General features: G+C 64.9%; 15 protein-coding genes and 1 pseudogene. 9 read left to right on the forward strand and 7 right to left on the reverse strand.

The genetic code is table 11. The features are described from left to right. Positions 1-22: 22 nt before the first annotated feature. Positions 23-1,372, reverse strand: coding sequence for an APC family permease (locus ACFYY2_RS07750; protein WP_388738388.1), 1,350 nt, complete (start codon positions 1,370-1,372; stop codon positions 23-25). A gap of 87 nt (positions 1,373-1,459) precedes the next feature. Between ACFYY2_RS07750 and ACFYY2_RS07755 the strand changes: the two genes are divergently transcribed. Then, the gene (locus ACFYY2_RS07755; protein WP_388738393.1) at positions 1,460-2,491 is read left to right on the forward strand and encodes a 4-hydroxy-3-methylbut-2-enyl diphosphate reductase; all 1,032 of its coding nucleotides are present in this window, start codon (positions 1,460-1,462) and stop codon (positions 2,489-2,491) included. A 143-nt stretch (positions 2,492-2,634) separates the two neighbouring features. Then, the gene (gene ppgK, locus ACFYY2_RS07760; RefSeq protein WP_388738397.1) at positions 2,635-3,372 is read left to right on the forward strand and encodes a polyphosphate--glucose phosphotransferase; all 738 of its coding nucleotides are present in this window, start codon (positions 2,635-2,637) and stop codon (positions 3,370-3,372) included. A gap of 2 nt (positions 3,373-3,374) precedes the next feature. Here ppgK and ACFYY2_RS07765 read toward each other — a convergent pair whose 3' ends face one another. Beyond that, positions 3,375-3,983 carry a DUF6542 domain-containing protein gene (locus ACFYY2_RS07765; protein ID WP_388738399.1) on the reverse strand — a complete coding sequence of 203 codons (609 nt, stop codon included), beginning with the start codon at positions 3,981-3,983 and terminating at the stop codon, positions 3,375-3,377. 261 nt (positions 3,984-4,244) lie between these two features. On the opposite strand from ACFYY2_RS07765, the gene ychF reads away from it, so the two are divergent. Next, positions 4,245-5,333 (forward strand): redox-regulated ATPase YchF, encoded by a 1,089-nt coding sequence (gene ychF / locus ACFYY2_RS07770; RefSeq protein ID WP_388738404.1) that lies wholly within the window; start codon positions 4,245-4,247, stop codon positions 5,331-5,333. A 103-nt stretch (positions 5,334-5,436) separates the two neighbouring features. Next, positions 5,437-5,595, forward strand: a pseudogene (locus ACFYY2_RS07775) (mobilization protein); the annotation flags it as partial. A 4-nt stretch (positions 5,596-5,599) separates the two neighbouring features. Here ACFYY2_RS07775 and ACFYY2_RS07780 read toward each other — a convergent pair. Then, positions 5,600-6,322: a hypothetical protein gene (locus ACFYY2_RS07780; protein ID WP_388738408.1), complete on the reverse strand. Its 723-nt coding sequence runs from the start codon at positions 6,320-6,322 to the stop codon at positions 5,600-5,602. Positions 6,323-6,501: 179 nt separating this feature from the next. On the opposite strand from ACFYY2_RS07780, the gene ACFYY2_RS07785 reads away from it, so the two are divergent. After that, complete coding sequence (locus ACFYY2_RS07785) at positions 6,502-7,005, forward strand: DUF2716 domain-containing protein (RefSeq protein ID WP_388738411.1); 504 nt, start codon at positions 6,502-6,504, stop codon at positions 7,003-7,005. Between the two features lie 90 nt (positions 7,006-7,095). On the opposite strand, the gene ACFYY2_RS07790 is transcribed toward ACFYY2_RS07785, so the two are convergent. From ACFYY2_RS07790 to ACFYY2_RS07805, 4 genes are all read right to left on the reverse strand, one after another. Then, on the reverse strand, positions 7,096-7,641 hold the full coding sequence (locus ACFYY2_RS07790; RefSeq protein ID WP_388738414.1) for an HAD domain-containing protein: 546 nt from the start codon (positions 7,639-7,641) through the stop codon (positions 7,096-7,098). A gap of 15 nt (positions 7,642-7,656) precedes the next feature. Next, positions 7,657-8,349 (reverse strand): class I SAM-dependent methyltransferase, encoded by a 693-nt coding sequence (locus ACFYY2_RS07795; RefSeq protein ID WP_388738416.1) that lies wholly within the window; start codon positions 8,347-8,349, stop codon positions 7,657-7,659. Further along, positions 8,350-9,261, reverse strand: a complete 912-nt coding sequence (locus ACFYY2_RS07800; RefSeq protein WP_388738417.1) for an aminoglycoside phosphotransferase family protein — start codon at positions 9,259-9,261, stop codon at positions 8,350-8,352. It abuts the gene before it with no gap. Between the two features lie 78 nt (positions 9,262-9,339). Continuing rightward, on the reverse strand, positions 9,340-10,089 hold the full coding sequence (locus ACFYY2_RS07805; protein WP_388738420.1) for a hypothetical protein: 750 nt from the start codon (positions 10,087-10,089) through the stop codon (positions 9,340-9,342). A 202-nt stretch (positions 10,090-10,291) separates the two neighbouring features. Between ACFYY2_RS07805 and ACFYY2_RS07810 the strand changes: the two genes are divergently transcribed. The 4 genes from ACFYY2_RS07810 to ACFYY2_RS07825 all read left to right on the forward strand — a co-directional run bounded on the left by ACFYY2_RS07810 (position 10,292) and on the right by ACFYY2_RS07825 (position 17,537). Beyond that, complete coding sequence (locus ACFYY2_RS07810; protein ID WP_388738422.1) at positions 10,292-11,647, forward strand: tetratricopeptide repeat protein; 1,356 nt, start codon at positions 10,292-10,294, stop codon at positions 11,645-11,647. A gap of 1 nt (position 11,648) precedes the next feature. Then, the gene (locus ACFYY2_RS07815; RefSeq protein ID WP_388738425.1) at positions 11,649-12,179 is read left to right on the forward strand and encodes an NUDIX domain-containing protein; all 531 of its coding nucleotides are present in this window, start codon (positions 11,649-11,651) and stop codon (positions 12,177-12,179) included. 334 nt (positions 12,180-12,513) lie between these two features. Beyond that, positions 12,514-16,047 carry an AAA domain-containing protein gene (locus tag ACFYY2_RS07820; RefSeq protein WP_388738428.1) on the forward strand — a complete coding sequence of 1,178 codons (3,534 nt, stop codon included), beginning with the start codon at positions 12,514-12,516 and terminating at the stop codon, positions 16,045-16,047. A gap of 2 nt (positions 16,048-16,049) precedes the next feature. Then, positions 16,050-17,537, forward strand: a complete 1,488-nt coding sequence (locus ACFYY2_RS07825) for a phospholipase D-like domain-containing protein (RefSeq protein WP_388738431.1) — start codon at positions 16,050-16,052, stop codon at positions 17,535-17,537. The last annotated feature ends 374 nt before the right edge of the window (positions 17,538-17,911 follow it).

The raw sequence follows: 17,911 nt of genomic DNA on the forward strand, positions 1-17,911 counted from the left end.
GCGTATCGGCCGGCACCGACAATCAGGCGGCCCGCCGCCCCCACTGCACCGCGAGCACCACGAGCCCGATCCCGAACCAGCACAGCCCCACCAGCTGCGCACTCGTCGTCGCCTCCAGGATCACCGCGACGAGGACGACCGCCCCGACCACCGGCATCAGCACATGGCGCCACCAGCTCGGCGGGCCCTCCATCCGGCGTACGACGAACCAGCCCACCACCGAGGCGTGGAGCAGCACGAACGCGCTGAGAGCGCCGACGTCCACCACCGACACGAGGTGGTCGAGCCCGTCGTCGCGCCGGGCCGCCCACACCGCCGCCACCAGGGTCACGACCGCGGCACACGTGATCGCCACCCGCGGCACCCCGGACCTGGTGTCCACCTGGGACAGCAGCGAGGGCAGACGCCGCTCCCGGGCCATCGCGAAGAGCAGCCGCCCGGCCGCCGCCTGTCCCGCCAGAGCCGCGAAGGCCGCGCCGATCGCCTTGCTCACGGCGACGAGGTCGTGCAGCCAGGTGCCGACGGAGGCGTCCACCGTGTCGTAGAAGGCCGACCCCTGCTTCACCGGGTCCGCCGCGAGCTCCGCGGACGAGACCGGTTCCAGCAGCCCGGCAAGATACGTCTGGACGATGAACAGCACCCCGGCCAGCACCAGACAGAACAGCACCGCCCGCGCCACCTTGGCCGACCCGCCCGTCACCTCCTCGGCGAAGGACGCGATCGCGTCGAAGCCCAGGTAGGACAGCACGGCGACGGACACCGCGCCCAGCACGGCCGTCGCCGAGAAGCCCGAGTCACCGCTGAGCGGACTCAGCCAGCCGCGCTGTGCCCCGTCCCTGACCAGCACGACCACGGCCGACACCACGAAGACCAGCAGCACCACGATCTCCATGGCGAGCACCGCGAAACCCACCCGGGCCGCCGCCCGTACGCCCCAGAGGTTGAGCAGGGTCGTCACGACCACCGCGATCGCCGTCCACACCCACCGCGACACCTCCGGCACCAGGGCGTTCATCGCGATCCCGGAGAAGAGGTAGGCGACCGCGGGGATGAGCAGGTAGTCGAGCATCGCCATCCAGCCGGCGATGAATCCCGGCCCCTCCCCGAGCCCCTTCCGGGCGTACGCGAAGACCGAGCCGGCCAGCGGGGCGACGTGGACCATCTGGGCGTAGCTGAAAGCGGTGAAGGCCATCACGACCGTCGCCACGACGTACACCAGCGCCACGGCTCCGTCGGACTTGGCGTCCAGGGTGCCGAACACGCCGACCGGGGCCATGGGGGCGATGAACAGCAGCCCGTAGACCACCAGGTCCCGGAACCCGAGGGTGCGCCGCAGCCTTCCGTCGTCCGTGCTGCTGCCGCTGCCCGCCATGTGGCCTCCGTCGCTGGATTGCGTACGCCTCAGTCTCCCGAGCCCGCCGAACCGGCGCCTGTTCGATACGGCCTTACGATGGGACGCATGACCGCAACGCCCAGCCCGTCGCCCGCCACCGCCCCGAGCGCAGGCGCTCCGCGCCGCAGTGACAGCCGCCGAGTCCTGCTCGCCGCGCCCCGCGGTTACTGCGCGGGCGTGGACCGTGCCGTGATCGCCGTGGAGAAGGCCCTGGAGCAGTACGGGGCACCGATCTACGTCCGCCACGAGATCGTGCACAACAAGTACGTCGTGCAAACCCTCGAGAAGAAGGGCGCGATCTTCGTCGACGTGACCGCGGAGGTGCCCGAGGGCTCCATCGTGATGTTCTCCGCGCACGGTGTCGCCCCGACGGTCCACGCCGAGGCGGCCGAGCGCAAGCTCGCCACGATCGACGCGACGTGCCCCCTGGTGACCAAGGTCCACAAGGAAGCCGTGCGGTACGCCAAGGAGGACTACGACATCCTCCTGATCGGCCACGAGGGCCACGAGGAGGTCATCGGCACGAGCGGCGAGGCCCCCGACCACATCACCCTCGTCGACGGACCCGAGGACGTCGCGAACGTCGAGGTCCGCGACGAGTCCAAGGTCGTGTGGCTGTCCCAGACCACGCTCTCCGTCGACGAGACGATGGAGACGGTCGGCGCCCTCAAGAACAAGTTCCCGAACCTCCTCTCCCCGCCGAGCGACGACATCTGCTACGCCACGCAGAACCGCCAGGTCGCCGTGAAGAAGCTGGCCGAGGACGCCGAGCTCGTCATCGTCGTCGGCTCGAAGAACTCCTCCAACTCGATCCGCATGGTCGAGGTCGCCCTGGACGCCGGTGCGCCGGCCGCCCACCTGGTGGACTTCGCAGACGAGATCGACGAGGCATGGCTGGAGGGCGTCACCACGGTCGGCCTCACCTCCGGGGCCTCGGTGCCCGACGTCCTGGTCGACGGTGTGCTCGAGTGGCTGGGCGAGCGGGGTTACGCGGACGTCGAGACGGTGAAGACCGCCGACGAGTCGATCACCTTCTCGCTGCCGAAGGAGCTCCGCCGCGACCTGCGCGCCGAGGCGGCCGCACTCTCCGCGGAGTGACGACGCGGGTGCGTCCGCCCGCCACGGCGCGAGCGGACGCATACCGCGTGGGCGGACGCCTACCGCGCGCCCGTAGGACCGGGCGCGCCCCCTGCCGCCCCTCCGGTGCGTGATACGTGCCACCTGCCCGTACCGTGGATCCCATGGAGATCTTCGGTGTGGACATCGGTGGTTCCGGGATCAAGGGTGCGCCCGTAGACCTGGACCGCGGAGAGCTGGCGCAGGCGCGCCACAAGGTTTTGACACCTCACCCGGCGACGCCCGAGAGCGTCGCCGACGGTGTGGCCGAGGTGGTGGGTCACTTCGACTGGCAGGGGCCGGTCGGAATCACGTTCCCCGGAGTGGTCACGGGCGGAGTCACCAGGACCGCCGCCAACGTGGACAAGGGCTGGATCGACACGGACGCCCGGGCGCTGCTCGCCGAGCGCATCGGCCGGAGCGTCACGATCCTCAACGACGCCGACGCTGCGGGAATCGCCGAGATGACCTTCGGCGCGGGCAAGGACCGCAAGGGCACGGTGATCATGCTGACCCTCGGCACGGGCATCGGCAGCGCCGTCTTCACCGACGGGCACCTCGTACCCAACACCGAGCTCGGCCACCTGGAACTGCACGGCCACGACGCCGAGAAGCGGGCCTCCACGAAGGCCAAGGAGGACGAGGACCTCAGCTGGGCCCACTGGGCGCACCGGGTGCAGAAGTACCTGGTCCACGTGGAGATGCTGTTCTCGCCCGAGCTCTTCATCATCGGCGGCGGAGTCAGCCGCAAGGCGGAGAAGTTCCTGCCCCTGATCGAGCACGTACGGGCGGAGCTCGTCCCGGCACAGCTGCAGAACAACGCGGGCATCGTCGGCGCCGCGATGGCCGCCGCGGGCAAGTAGTCCTACACGCGGGGGCGGCGTGCGCTCCGGTCGGCCCTGACCAGGTGGCGCTGCCGCTCCCGCATCTGACGGATCTTCCGCACAGTGGCGATCAGGCCCGCGACGAGCGTGCCGCCGTACAGCCAGCCGGCGTGCACGGCCAGCGCGGTGACGACGGCCATGACCTGCCCGCCGAATCCCCCCGTGCCCCCGGCGACGGGGATCACGCCGACGGCGAAGGCGATGGGCACGATGATCGGGGCCGTCACCAGGTCGGCCGGCCGCACCCACAGGGCGGTCAGCGCGCTGACCGGCAGGAAGAGCACCCCGTACACGGTCTCCGAACTGCCGAGGAGCAGGCGGTCCAGACAGGCCAGCAGGAACATCGCCAGGGTCGCGAAGAGACCGGCGCCGATGCCGGTCAGCCGCGGATTGGGGAATCTGCGCAGCGCCAGCACGACCGGCGCGACGGGACCGGGACGACGGCCGGGAACAGGCCCGGCCGCGGGCGCCGTGGCCACCGCCACCGACACCGGGTAGCCGGACGGAGGCTCACCGAGGCCGCCGGACGGGCCGGAGGCCACCTGCTGGGGCTGCCTGCGCTGCGGGGTACGAGTCCTGTGCTGCTCCACCCCGACAACCTAGGTCGCGGGCCGGGTTCTTTCGGGCGTTGGACACGCGTTTTGGCCGACCTTGGCATTGCGTTCGACCCCGCGAGGCCGAAACACCACCGTTCGGCCCCGCCGGGGCCCGGCAGGGCGCCGCCCCGCTCCCCGTACCGCGTCCCACCCCGCACCCGTGACGGCGCGCTCCGGCCCGCCCGTAAACTGGAGAATCGGGTCAGCCACGGCCCGCCCGCACAGCCCCTCTCCTCACTCCAGGAAGTCGCCAAAGTGTCGCTCACGATCGGAATCGTCGGCCTGCCGAATGTCGGCAAGTCGACCCTGTTCAACGCCCTGACCAAGAACGACGTGCTGGCGGCCAACTACCCGTTCGCCACGATCGAGCCCAACGTAGGCGTCGTCGGTGTCCCCGACCCCCGCCTGAACAAGCTCGCCGAGATCTTCAGCTCGCAGAAGCTGCTCCCGGCCACCGTCGACTTCGTCGACATCGCGGGGATCGTGCGCGGCGCGAGCGAGGGCGAGGGCCTGGGCAACAAGTTCCTCGCGAACATCCGCGAGTCCGACGCGATCTGCCAGGTCATCCGCGCCTTCAAGGACGAGAACGTCGTCCACGTCGACGGCAAGGTCTCGCCGAAGGACGACATCGAGACGATCAACACCGAGCTGATCCTGGCCGACCTCCAGTCCGTCGAGAAGGCCGTCCCGCGCCTGACGAAGGAGTCCCGCCTCCAGAAGGAGAAGGTCGCGGTCCTCGCGGCCGTCGAGGAGGCCCAGAAGATCCTCGAAGCGGGCGACACCCTCTTCTCCCGGGGCATCACGGCCGGCACCGAGAAGGGCAGCCTCCTCCACGAGCTCCACCTGCTCACGACGAAGCCGTTCCTCTACGTGTTCAACGTCGACGAGGACGAGCTGGTCGACGAGGACTTCAAGAACGAGCAGCGCGCCCTGGTCGCCCCGGCGGAGGCCATCTTCCTGAACGCCAAGATCGAGTCCGAGCTGATCGAGCTCGACGACGAGGAGGCCCTGGAGCTCCTCCAGTCGATGGGCCAGGAAGAGCCCGGACTGGCCACCCTCGGCCGCGTCGGCTTCGACACCCTGGGGCTGCAGACCTACCTCACAGCCGGCCCGAAGGAAACCCGCGCCTGGACGATCAAGAAGGGCGCCACGGCCCCGGAGGCGGCCGGTGTGATCCACACCGACTTCCAGAAGGGCTTCATCAAGGCGGAGATCATCTCCTTCGACGACCTCGTCGAGACGGGCTCGGTCGCCGAGGCCCGCGCCAAGGGCAAGGCGCGCATGGAGGGCAAGGACTACGTGATGCAGGACGGCGACGTGGTGGAGTTCCGCTTCAACGTCTAATACGTTCGGCGAAAGGCCGTCTGACCTGCGACGGAGCGGGTTGGGCGGCCTCTGCGGTCCGCGCGGAGTCCGCAGCGTGCTGGATGGGCCCGGCACGCGGGGGAGCGGCTACACCGCCGGACTCGCCATCGCCCTGCTCTTCGCCACCGTGCACCTGGCCCGCGCCGTCGCCATATGGCATGAGCAGCGCGGCCACGAACAGCAGGCCGCAGCGGCCGATGGAGCCTTCCGCTACCTCCAGGCTGTTTACCAACAGGCCGCCGCGTTCAGATTCCGAGTGGCGAAGTCGATCCGCGGGGGCGTTGAGCGGTTGCCTGAAGGTGCTCATGGAGGAAGGGGGCGTCGAGGCGTGTGTCGATGACACGATCGCGCACGTCGGTGAGAAGCCAGCCCAGCAGTTCGGCAGTGGCGTCGTACTCATCGTAGAAGCCCATGCGCAAGTCGGTGATCTCGAACTCGAACGTCACGTCGTCAACGAGGTCCGCCAAGTGCGCGTCGGCGGCTGGGGTATCGGTCGCGGTCCATGTGTCCAGCCAGGGACGCAGGCTGTTGGTGGCCACGGTGATGACGCTGAGGCAATCCCTGACGGGCACGGGGCTGGGGTGGGTATGCAGCGTGCTCTGCCACCAAGCAGACCAGACGTCTCGTAGGGCCTCGGTCAAGGGCACGTCCCAGGTGGCCCAGCCCGCGTGGATCAGGCGGGAGGCGATGAGCTCCCCATCGATGTGGAGCCGGCCGGTGACGAGCAGGCGAATGATGCGCGGGACGAGGTGACGATAGAGACGAGGAAAGTCTTCCCAATGATCAGGCGTCTTCGCGGCAACCGAGGAAACCAGGCGGTCGCCTATGAGGTGCAGCGGGCCGGAGAGTTCGGCGAAGTCTCGCTCGCTGTAGCAGTGCGTGCATCCTGTGACGAGGAAGGGACCTTCTGAGGCGAAGGCGTGGTCCAGGGCATCGAGAGCTGTCATGAGCTGCTCAGAGCAAGACATGAAGACCTGCCGGGGGACTCCGTCCGGGTGACCGGCGAAGATCGCAGGCTATCAGGCCGCCCCCACCTATCACGGAAAACCTTGATGGCCCGAGTCGAGGGAAGCGAAGGTCCGTGAAGGATCCATCTCCGATCCTCACATGGGCGACTCGATAGGGTCGGGCCATGATGGAGAGCCCCGTGGCCGAGCTGCTTGAGACCGAGTACCGGCGCGTTTGGGACCGCTTCTACGACGAGTTCACGTTCCGGCCGAGTACGAGTGCTCTCAAGTGGCCAGCCATCAAGGAGCCCGTCACATCGGTTACCTGGAGTCTTCCCGCGCTTGACGACGACCCTGAATACAAGTGCTTGGACCGCCTGGTCGAGGTGGTCGAGCAGGGGCTGACCTCCTGCAGTGGCTCGAGCGGAACGCTGTTCGCGCTTGACTGGCAGCACACGTCGTATCGCTTCGCACCGCAGGGCGTCGGTGGCCCGGGGCAGCCGGCCTGGCCTTTGAGCCCGTATCCCGATGGGGATTACTACATCTACCTCTCGGAAGACTTCCGGATGGGCAGCTTTGGGCACCCCTGGGAACAGTCGCTCTGTCTGTTCGGTCAGGAATTCCTCGACGCCGCGTCTGCGGAGGTGGAAGAGCTTCTCGGCAAGCCGATCCGTAGGTCCGGCAAGGCAGTCGGCACCGCCTGAGTTGGATCCCGACTCCAAGACACCCAGGTAGTCAGACCCCACAGAGCACGCCGTTGCCCTCGCTGCCCGTGGCAGCGAGGGCAACAGCCGTCAGGTGGCTCGGGCTGTGGGTAACCGCGCCACCCACGTCGTCACCTCGGTCAGATGCTCGGGCTGCAGCCCGAGATGCGGGTCGGGCTGCACGAGGAGGGTCGACATTCCGCAGGCGGTGCGCTCCGCCGCCCATGCATGGTCGAGGCCGGTGAAGTCGTCGTCTATCCAGACGGCGGGCGCGTCGGCCAGCCAGACGTCGACGTGGTCACGTTTCCAGAGGTAGCCGTCGGGGTGGCTGGTCGTGATCTGAGGGCGAGGCAGGTCGATGTAAGGGAAGTCGGGCAGCCCCAGGAGAGGGCCGATGATCGTGGTGGCGTCCCTGCGCCAGCTCGTGCACCACACGGGAGTGACGAGCCCGCTGGTCAGGAGGTCAGCGAGAAGGACGCCGTGGCTCGGGTCGAGCCAGATGGGCACTGGGTCGTCGGGGTGTCGGCCTGTGGGCAGGACGGTGTGGCGGACGTGGGTGGGCGGAGTGCTGCCGTCGGCGGCCGGAAACGGGATGAGGACGCCGTCGATGTCCAGGAGCAGGTAGGGCAGGGTCATCGGTGCCTCCGTCGGTCAGCGTTTGCGGGCGGTGATCAGGAGCGTGGTGGGCCACGGGTCGCGGCGCGGGTGCCGCAGCTCCAGCGTCGAGGTGATGCGCAGGCCGGTCCGGGAGAGGTGTGCTCCCCAGCGGCGGGCGTCGAACTCCCATCGGGCGAGGGGCAGTCGGGTGCGGTCGGGCATGGTGACGTAGTCCTCGCGCGGACGGTCGTCCGTGGACGGATGTCTTCCGGCCCGTGCCGGGTGAGGGACGGAGAAGGCCAGCACACCGTCTGGTTTCAGGCGTCGGGAAATGGCGGTGAGAAGGAGTTCCGGGGCGACGAGGCCGACGGCGCCGAAGACCGAGTAGATCGCGGCGAAGGTCTGACCAGTGGCCTGTAGATGGTGCAGTGCGTGGCCGGCGGCGAAGGTGGCGCCGTCGATGTGGCTGTAGTGGGAGCGGGCCCGACGCACCTGGAGGCCGACCACGTCCACGCCGGTGGCGCGGGCCTGGTGGTGCTTCGCGAGGTGGGCCACGTTGTGGCCGGGGCCGCAGCCCAGCTCCAGGACTCGTTTGCCGCACAGGTCCCGGCCCAGGATCTCGGCGCCGGGACCGATGCCCGCGTGGGTGCTCCATTCCATCCGGGCAGGCGCGGTGAGGGCGTGCGCGGGGGCAGCGGCTGTGCGCTGGGCTGCGTGGGCGTACCAGGGGGAGACCTGGGCGAGCACCTAGACCTCCAGGAGTTGGACCACGTCGTTCAGGTGGCGGCGGACGACGGGGATGTACGCGGGGTCCTTGGCCGGGTCGTTGATCCAGCGGATGGCCTGCTCCATGAACCACTCCACGGCCCACATGCGGTGCCAGCCCAGGGCCCATGCCTCTGCGGCCAGGCCGCCCCGGGCGGCGAGGGCGTCTTCATGACCGCCTGCGGTGACGTACTGCTCCAGGAACACCCGCATGCGGAAGGGGCTCGGTACGTCGGTGGTGCCGTGGTACGAGGCGAGGTCGATTAGGCCGGGTCCGGTGAAGGCGCGTGCGAAGTCGAGAAGGTGCCAGCCGTTCTCCCCGATGTGGACGCTCGTGGGGTGGAACTCGGAGTGCACCCAGCCGAACGGGTCGAGTGTCGCCCCCTGGACACGGGCCTCGGCCGCGGCGGAGATCTCCCCGAGTGCGGTCTCGATGTCGTCGCAGTCCGTCCATCGGTCGGCTTTCCGCAGCCGCTGGAGGTGATCGAGGGCTCGGCCGGGCAGGGCCGCGAGGCCCGCCCCGTCGAGGAGCGGCAGACCGCCCGCCGGGCGGGCGGCGTGGAGCGTGACGGCGGCGGCGACGCCGTCGAGGTCGTCGGCGTCTCGTACAGGGGTGCCGAGGTCGTCCATGAGCATCCCGAGCCACTTGTCCTGCATGGCGGTGGCGTGGAGGGCGGGGACCGGGAGCCCGCGCTGGTGGGCCATCCGCAGGGCCTGGGCCTCGCGGTCGAAGGGCTCCTTGGCGTACTTGAAAGCGGCTGTGGTGCCGTCGGGGAAGGTGAGGCGTTCGACGCCGGACATGCCCCAGACACGAATCTCGGCACGTTCGGGGAGGGGTTTGCCGACGAGGGTGCACAGGTCGTCCAGCAGGGTGGCGGACAGGCTCTGGTCCATGGGGGCCTCCAGGGGACTGGTGGGCTCCGGGGCGGGCGCGCGCGAGCTGGCCCGCCCCGGAGCCGTACTGGGGTGGGGTTACTCGGCTGCGGTCACGCGGTGGGCGTAGACCTGCTCGATCCAGGCTGCCTTGAACTCGGCCAGGTCGTCACGGAAGTTGGCCATCGAGGCACCGTAGGGCGCGACGACGCCGCCGGACTGGTCCGGCACGGACTGGCAGCCGTGCACGAGCCGGCCGCCGAGCGCGGTGTGGGCCTTGATGGACTCGATCCGGCGGTGCTCGTTGAACCAGCCGCCGTGGTAGACCTCGTCCAGCATTCCGCCCGTCGCGTCGTCCAGGTCGAAGACGACGGACGTGGCGGCGGGGAAGAACCAGCACGGGCCGACGTTGGAGATGTGTCCGTCCAGCTCGACCTTGTTGAGCGCCATCAGCGTGGCCGCCTCGCGCAGCATGCGCAGGTGGTCGGGGGTGATCTGCAGGAGGCCGAGGCCGGCCAGGTGCTCCTCGCGGAAGAGGTACGAGTACACCCCGTACGCCGTCGCCAGCACGCGGGCCTCGTCGGAGGTGGATTCGCCGTGGTTCTTGATGAAGTCGAGCGCGAGCTGCTCGACCGCGCTCTCGGCCGTCTCGTCCACGTCGAGGAGCTGGGCCTTGACCAGCTCCCAGTCGGCGACGAGCCAGGCGCTGGACTCGAAGCGGAAGAAGTACTCGGCCGGGTCGATGGTGATGCGCCGGCCGCCGACCTGGATGCCGGGCCGGCGGTTCCACCGCGGGTCGAACGCCTCGGGCAGCTCGACCGTGATGGTCGCGGTGTCGATGGTGGTCACCGTGTCTCCGTCTCTGATCGTCCGGGCCCGGGGCACAGGAATGCCCGAGCCCGTTAGGGCGTAAGGGACTTGGGGGCCGCCCGGCCCGCGATGCCGTGAGTGGGGCGGCTGTCGATAAGTGAACCGTCCGCTACGCAGAGTGGGTACGGTGTGAGCGAGGTCAAGCGGTATACACGGTTTACGGATCCGGACGGAGGCGATCGTGCCGGCACCGACCAGCGCCAACTCCCAGCTGCGCGACACGATCAACGCCGCCGGGTGCACGTATGACGCGCTCGCCAAGGACGTATGCCGCATCGCCGCCGAGAACGGCGAACTGCTCCAGACGAACAAGTCGGCCATCTCCCACTGGGTGGGTGGTGCCCGCAGGCCGACCGGCCAGGCAGGCCAGTACCTCGCCGAAGCCCTCTCCCGGCGGCTGGGACGCGTCGTCACCCGAACCGAGCTCGGCCTCCACTCACCCGACACGGAGTCGCCACCGGACACCGACCCCGTCACCGCGGTCACCGACCTCGGCCGCGCGGACGTCGAGCGCCGCCGCTTCCTCGCCATCGCCGCCTTCACCACGGCCGGCGTGGCCATGCCGCTCCTGCACGACCACGAAGCCACCTCGCGGATGCTCCGCGCCCGCACCGCACGCTCCCTCGTCGGCAGCGACGACATCGACGTCGTACGACAGATCACGGCAGCCTTCAGCGCCGCCGACGAACGGCTCGGCGGCGGGCACGGCCTGACCACAGTCACCGCGTACCTCGCCGACACGGCAGCCCCCATGCTGCGCGGCCGCTTCCCCACAGAAGCCTTACGCCGGGCCGCCTTCGGCGCTGTCGCCGAACTCGCCTACCTCGCAGGGTGGAAGCACCACGACCTCGGCCACGAAGGCGCTGCCCAGCGCTACTACCAGGTCGGCTACCAGCTCGCCTGCGAAGCCGACCCCCACGGCCATGCCGCCTGGATGATGCGCGCCCTCGCCCACCAGTCCCTCAGCCTCAAGCAACCCCACCACTGCGTGGACCTGGTCAAAGGAGCCCTCACTCGCGGCCTCGGCCACGTGGACGGCCAGACGGAGGCGCTCCTCCACATCACGCACGCCCGTGCCTACGCAGCCGTTGGCGAGAACCCATTGGCCGCTCGTGCTCTGCTCGCCGCCGAAGACGCACTCCTGCGTGAGGACGGCCCCCAGCCCAGCTTCTCCGGCGTCAGCGGCCCCGCCGCCGGCACCGTGGCCAGCCACACCGCACGCACGCTGACCGACCTCGCCGACCACATCGGTACGGAACAGCAGCACCGCGACGCGCTCACCCGATGGGACCCGGAGAAGTACAAGCGAGTCCACGCCCTCACCCATGCCGACCTCGGCGACAGCCTCGCCGCTCAGGCCCGCGCCGACGAAGCGGTCGCCGCCTGGACCCAGGCCCTGGTCCTCATGGAGGGCATGACCTCCGACCGCACCCGCAAGGCGATCACCTCGCTCCGCTCCACGCTCGCGGTCTACCAGCGCCGCCGCGTCCCCGGAGCCGCAGATCTCGCCCGCCGCGCCCGCGAGGCCCTCGCCTAACATGCCCAACAACCCGCCCGACGAAGGGAATGCCGTGGCTCAGCAAACCGATGAGCGCTCCCAAGCGCTAAAGCCAGCGCTCGACTCGATGACCTTGCTGGTCGCGGCCGTCATCGTCCACGACAAGGCCACCAACCGAGTCGTCCTCATCCAGCGCAGCGAGAACGCCAAGTTCGCCCAGGGCAAGTGGGACCTGCCGGTCGGCAAGAGCGAGCCGGGCGAGCCCATCACCGAGACCGCGGTCCGCGAGCTCTACGAGGAGACGGGCCTCACGGTGAAGCCTGAGTCCCTCAAGGTCGCCCACATCATCCACGGCGCCTGGGGCGTTGAAGCCCCCAACGGCTTCCTCACGGTCGTCTTCGCGGCCCACGAATGGACCGGTGAACCCGAAAACCGCGAACCTCGCAAGCACTCCCAGGTCTGCTGGGTCGACGCCAACGCCATCCCCGGGGCTTTCGTCCACACCACCGCCAGCGCCCTTGGCCGCTACCTCCGAAGTGGCACCCAGGTGTCCCTTGACGGCTGGACGTAGGAGTTGTGGATGGACGGCCGATCACCGACTCGGTTGTGGAACCAGTCAACGTGGCCGCTGCCACGGGGTTTCCCACCGATCACGCAAAGTGCACCGGACGAGCATGTTGCCTGGTGAGGGTGTCGCCCAAGCTGAGTTGGCAGACCAAGGTGGCGTATACCGCCCCGAGATTATTAATATAAGCGCGAAGTCGGGCATTTGGTGCATCGTCGGGTTGCGGCCCTGCACGAAATATCCACAAGCCCGCCCATTGACTGAATGACTGTTGTACAACTGATCGTGCGCCATCAGAGCGTGGCATCGTCGGTCGCCCGCCTCCGGATGGAATTGGGCGGTGACGTTCAACGGGGAGGAATTAACGTTGCCGATTATCATTGGTCAGCGCTTCGCCATGCCTGACTCTCCCACGAGCGAGGGCGGGCATGCGAAACTATTTAAGTCCGTGGACCTTGGAAACGATAACGAGAACGTCGCAGTTAAAGTATTCAAGCCGTCAAGGATTCTCGATGATCGCGTACTGAAGGCGGCGTGGACTAACGAATTAAGCGCCTACCAGGCTCTCGGAGACCATCCGAACCTGGCCCGCATGATCGACTGGGGTCGATGCGATGACGGAGCACCTTACCTAGTTTTTGAATGGCTCGAAAAAGATCTCCTTGATGGGCTTGAAGCTCTCAATATAGAAGGATGGGACGACTTCTGGCCTGTCGCCCGAGATGTCTTGTCTGGCCTAGAGGTCATTCATGCGGAGGGTTTCGTCCACCGTGACGTCAAGCCAGAGAACATTCTTGTTTCAGAACACGGCCGATTTAAGGTCGCCGATTTTGGGACCACAAGACTTGCTGAAACCGTTAGTCTTGGACAGACTATGGCGCCGCTGGGGACAATCCCCTACGCCCCGGAGGAACGTGGAACACGAACCCCAACGGCTGCCTATGACATCTATTCATTTGCGGTCTTGGTTGTTGTTTGCTTGTCGGGAAACATTCCTGCCGATGAAGCATCAGTAAGATCTAGTTTCGAACAGCTAGATCTGCCTCCGGACATTTATTCAGCACTTTCCCCGTGCTTGTCAAATAAGACAGAAGAGCGTCCAGGGAGTGCTGGCGTTCTCCGCGCTCAGCTATCAGCGATCCAGGACGGCAGGGAACGACGGAGGGCACCCGAAGCCGAACTCTTCCTTGATCTTCCGAACTCGGTCCTAGAGGCATTTCGCAAGCAATATCGAAACAGTGCGACCAAGGAGCAGATCCTAGAGGATGTCGTTGCGGTTGGCGCCCTCTCGTACGATGCTCGCGTAGGCGCGATTCCCGACTTGCAGATCGCAGGGCAAACATACATCCTCCGCACTCAGCCCCACCGAGTACGCCAGGGAATCCTTCGTGTGCTTCGTATTCAAATGGCGCCGGCACAACTTCTTGAGTTCGCGCGAGCGAATTGGCATCGCCCTAGGATGAAGCTACGCCTCAGCGTCCCTACGGATCCAGTCAGAGCAGCTGGTGAGCTTGCCGACCAGATGGCGATGGTAAGCGAAAAAGACGCCGAGAGAGCTGAGTCTGAGGTCCTTTCGGCTGAGGCGGAGGCTTTCTCGTCCTGGCGCTCGACTCTTAATGCCAAATTCTTCCTCGAAAATGAGAGAGGAAGCCGGGTCACTTACGATAAATTTCGGCGTGATGGAAACAGAGTTCGCTTCACGGTGGCGGACGGCTCAGGACTAGAACCGGGAGAGTCCAGACTCGTCCGTTCCGGGAATCGGCGAGTTCTATTTGGCGAAGTCGAAGGGGTCGAAAATAACGAGGCGATCCTCTACATCACTAAAGGAAGTGCCGGCGAACTACCTAGGCATGGCACTCTTGAATTCGATGCCGAGGCATCCAAGTCAAAACTCAAGAGGGAGCGTGACGCGCTGGACCACATCGTAAATCGCAAATCAGCACGTCCGGATCTTCGAGAAATACTCCTGGATCCGCGCAAGAGCGCCGTGCCACAAGCTGTGGAAATTGACGAATATGCGCAAGCGGGCCTCGATGAAGCTAAACGGAAAGCCGTGGCGGCTTCGCTGGGAGCGCGCGACTTTCTACTTGTTCAGGGGCCTCCAGGGACTGGAAAAACGACGTTTATCGCAGAACTCGTTGCGCAACACCTACGCAGCAATCCAGATTCTCGGATCGTGCTCACCTCGCAAACGCACATCGCATTGGACAATGCTCTGCTGCGCATTCAGGAATTGGAACCCACAGCCACGCTGCTTAGGCTGGGTCGTTCAGACAGGCTTGCCCAGGATGTTGAGCCTCTGTCGATCATTCCCCAGATGGATAAATGGCGCATTTCCGTCCTGAAGGAAAGCCGAAGGTTTATTAAGGAGTACGCCGCACGTCTTGGTATTGATCTTGATGCTACAGACCTTAAGAATTCTGCTCTCGAATTGCGGCGTCGCCAAGAGCGTGCACGTGAGCTCGAATCCCAACTGAGTAGCGAGCAAGGCAACCGGCGCGTGTTGATGGAACAAATTGAGCGTGTGAACTCCATGGCGGGGCCGATCCTCGATGTAGCGTCGACCATCGAGAGCGCTGCACAACACGGATCCGGGACGGAACTGGCCGCAGCGGCCGAACGGTTCATCCAGATTGGCCTGGATCTTGCCTCGCAACTGGAAACAGGCGGACCGCTTGGAGCGAATCTCGTCGAGATGGAGGCGCGACTTGCCGAGTGGCGGGATGATCTTCAAACTCAAGTTACTGCTCGCGAGAATGCTCGCCGCGTCCTGATCGAAGAGATGGGGAAAGACGGCAATACCTCGATTGAGGATCTAATCAACTCGGCTCTCTCTCGATCCGCTGTCGATGACCCACGCTTGACGAGCCTTCAGGCCATTGCCTCTGATTGGGAAGAACGTTTCGGTAGGAGTAAGGATTTTACCGCAGTTCTCATAGCGCGTGCACAGGTCGTGGCAGCTACTTGCGTGGGTCTGACGGGTGTCCGAGGAGCAGAATCAACGCACTATGATCTGTGCATTATCGACGAAGCGTCGAAGGCGACAACAACCGAGTCCCTTGTACCGTTGGCAGCTAGCCGCCGGTGGGTACTCGTGGGAGATGATCGACAACTTCCGCCATTCGTCGAGCAGGCTCTGGAAGCGCCCTCGCTTTTGGACCAGTTCAATATCACGCGAGAACAGGTTCGCGAAACACTCTTCTCTGTCCTTTCCGAACGCCTGCCTGATTCATGCAAAGTCTCACTGACGCATCAGCATCGTATGCACCCTGCCATCGGCCAATTGGTGAGCACATGTTTCTATGGCGGCGACCTCACCTCGGAACCGCGAAACCTGTCACCAGTTGTGCAGATGGCCTTGGGCTCCGCTGCTGTTTGGATGAACACGGTAAAGAGGCAAGACAGGCGTGAAAGCCGCTCGGGTAAAAGCATGCGCAATAAGGGTGAAGCGCGAGTAATCGCTGGGATTCTGGATCGTCTTCAATGGGTGGCAGAGCAGCAAAATTCGGATCCCTTGAGCGTTGCTGTGTTGACAGGATACGAAGCCCAAAGGCGCGAGATCACCGAAACCCTTGCCAGCGGTGACTTGGGTCGATCGCTGTTGAAAGTCAGGGTTGCAACCGTAGATTCCTATCAAGGGCAGGAGGCGGATATTGCAATCTTCAGCGTCACAAGGTCCAACGATAGTGGGGATCTAGGGTTTCTCCGAAGCGAGGAGCGCATCAATGTTGCAGTCTCTCGCGCCCGGGACGCGCTTGTGATCGTGGGTGACGCCGGATTCATTGAATCTGCTTCCGAGTCGGTCAACCCCTTGTACAAAATTCGCAATTACATGGTCCGTGCCAGCGACTGCAAAATTGAAACGGCGGAGTAGCCATGAATGAATTTGCCGTCGAGGAGACGGTGCGGAGGCTGTCCAAGCGCCCCGGGTATCGGTTGGTGACCTACAGAGAGGTAGGACTTCCTCATTGGGATGTACCGATTCGCTGCAGGCTCCTCAAAAATAAGTCGCTAGGCGTTCTCGACGAGTTCATTTTGCGCTGCATCGAGGCTGGACTCGCCGTCAGTGACGACGTAGCCGGCTTTCTCGTGCTTCCTGTGGAAGTGGTAGATGCTGCCATGGGGCGGCTCGTCCTCTCGGGGCACATTATTGCTGTGGCAGGCACAAGCAAGACGCAAGTGGTTCGGTATGTACTTTCTGACCGTGGAAAGCGGGCGGCGAAAGAGCTGACAGATATTACCCCGGAAGAGCGAACTCTTCGGATGGCATATGATGGATTGACGCGCAAATATGTTTTTGTCGAAAAATCTATGCGCTGGCGCCCTCGGGACCTTAGGGATCTGCACATCTTGGAGATTCCCGCCTTTCCGGCAGACCCTCCGGCTGTAAGCCCAGAGGACACCTCGGCCGTAGCATCGGTCCTTCGGCGCATCACGGAAACCGCCCAGCATGATCTATTGACGGTAATGACTCTCGATGGAAAGCGAGAGAAATTCTTTGTGCGCGCCCTTGCTCTGGTTTTTGAATCTGTAGATCGCCCGGAAGAAATTTACGTGCAATTTGCGATTGACGGTAGGGTCAGCGAGCAGCATGATCTAGCCTTCGCGAAAGCGGAAGGGCAGCGCAAAATCGGAATCGTCGGATCGCTTCGGGATGCTGATTCCGTGGTGGATGCGTTGCTTGGCGACGAACTTATCAAGCAACGGGCAGATGACGCCGAGGTTGAAACAATTAGGAGGACGACGGAGAATTTTAGAGTTCAACTCTCCAGCTTGGAAGAGCAGACCGAAAAAGCATCTGCTGAAAAGAGAGAGCAGCTCGTAGATCTAGCGACTGGTGTAGCTAGGCGTCTAGATGATGCAGAAGCGACACTGAAGCGTATCCCTGTTCGAGTTCTTGAAGTACATGAACACGCACCACTCCTGGCCGATGCTCTTGACGCAGCTAAAGAGCAACTATTGATTATCTCGCCATGGATTCGGGCTGCGGTAATCGATGATCGATTCGTTAAGGGAGTTAGGCGTCTACTGGAGTCGGATGTTGCAGTGGTGATCGGTTACGGGATTGATGATGGGAAATTTATCAATGAACGTGATCGGGCGGCAGAGAAGAGACTTCAAAGACTGGCTGTCGAATTCGATAAATTCCGTTTTATTCGACTGGGCGACACCCATGCGAAAATTCTAATCGTGGATCACTCGTATGCTGTCGTGACGAGCTTCAATTGGCTGTCTTTCCGAGGTGACCCGAACCGTCCTTTCCGGGATGAGCGGGGTACTCTTATTACAATAGAGGAAGAGGTTAAGCGCCTTCGTTCGGACTACATGGCCCGATTGGAAGCCGCTGATACACCATCTGCTTAAGTTGGGGAAGATCTCGCTCCACGGGCCGGAGATTCAGGACGAAGCGCTGGTCAAGCCGACCGACTCGGTGAAGGCCATGTAGCGATGATCCTGGACGTCGTGTCGGGCGCGTCGAACATCTGAGACTGGCCTTGCTCGGCCGCGGCGCAGCCAGCGATTTGGTCCGCGTGAACCCTGACCTGGTTGCTGAAGAGAGCGTCGTGAGTCGAGTCACCTTGGCGGCCATAGCTGACTGGCCGCCATTGGGTGCGCTACGGCGTCGCTACTCACTCCGGAAACTGGCCATCGCACAGGTGGCAAACGGGGCCGCCGGCGAACTGTGCGTTATCCGTGACGTGCCACGTCGTCGGTCTCGTGGCAGCATCTTTCCGGAG

It is taken from the genome of Streptomyces sp. NPDC001822, from assembly GCF_042892135.1.
In the GTDB taxonomy this organism is placed as follows: domain Bacteria; phylum Actinomycetota; class Actinomycetes; order Streptomycetales; family Streptomycetaceae; genus Streptomyces.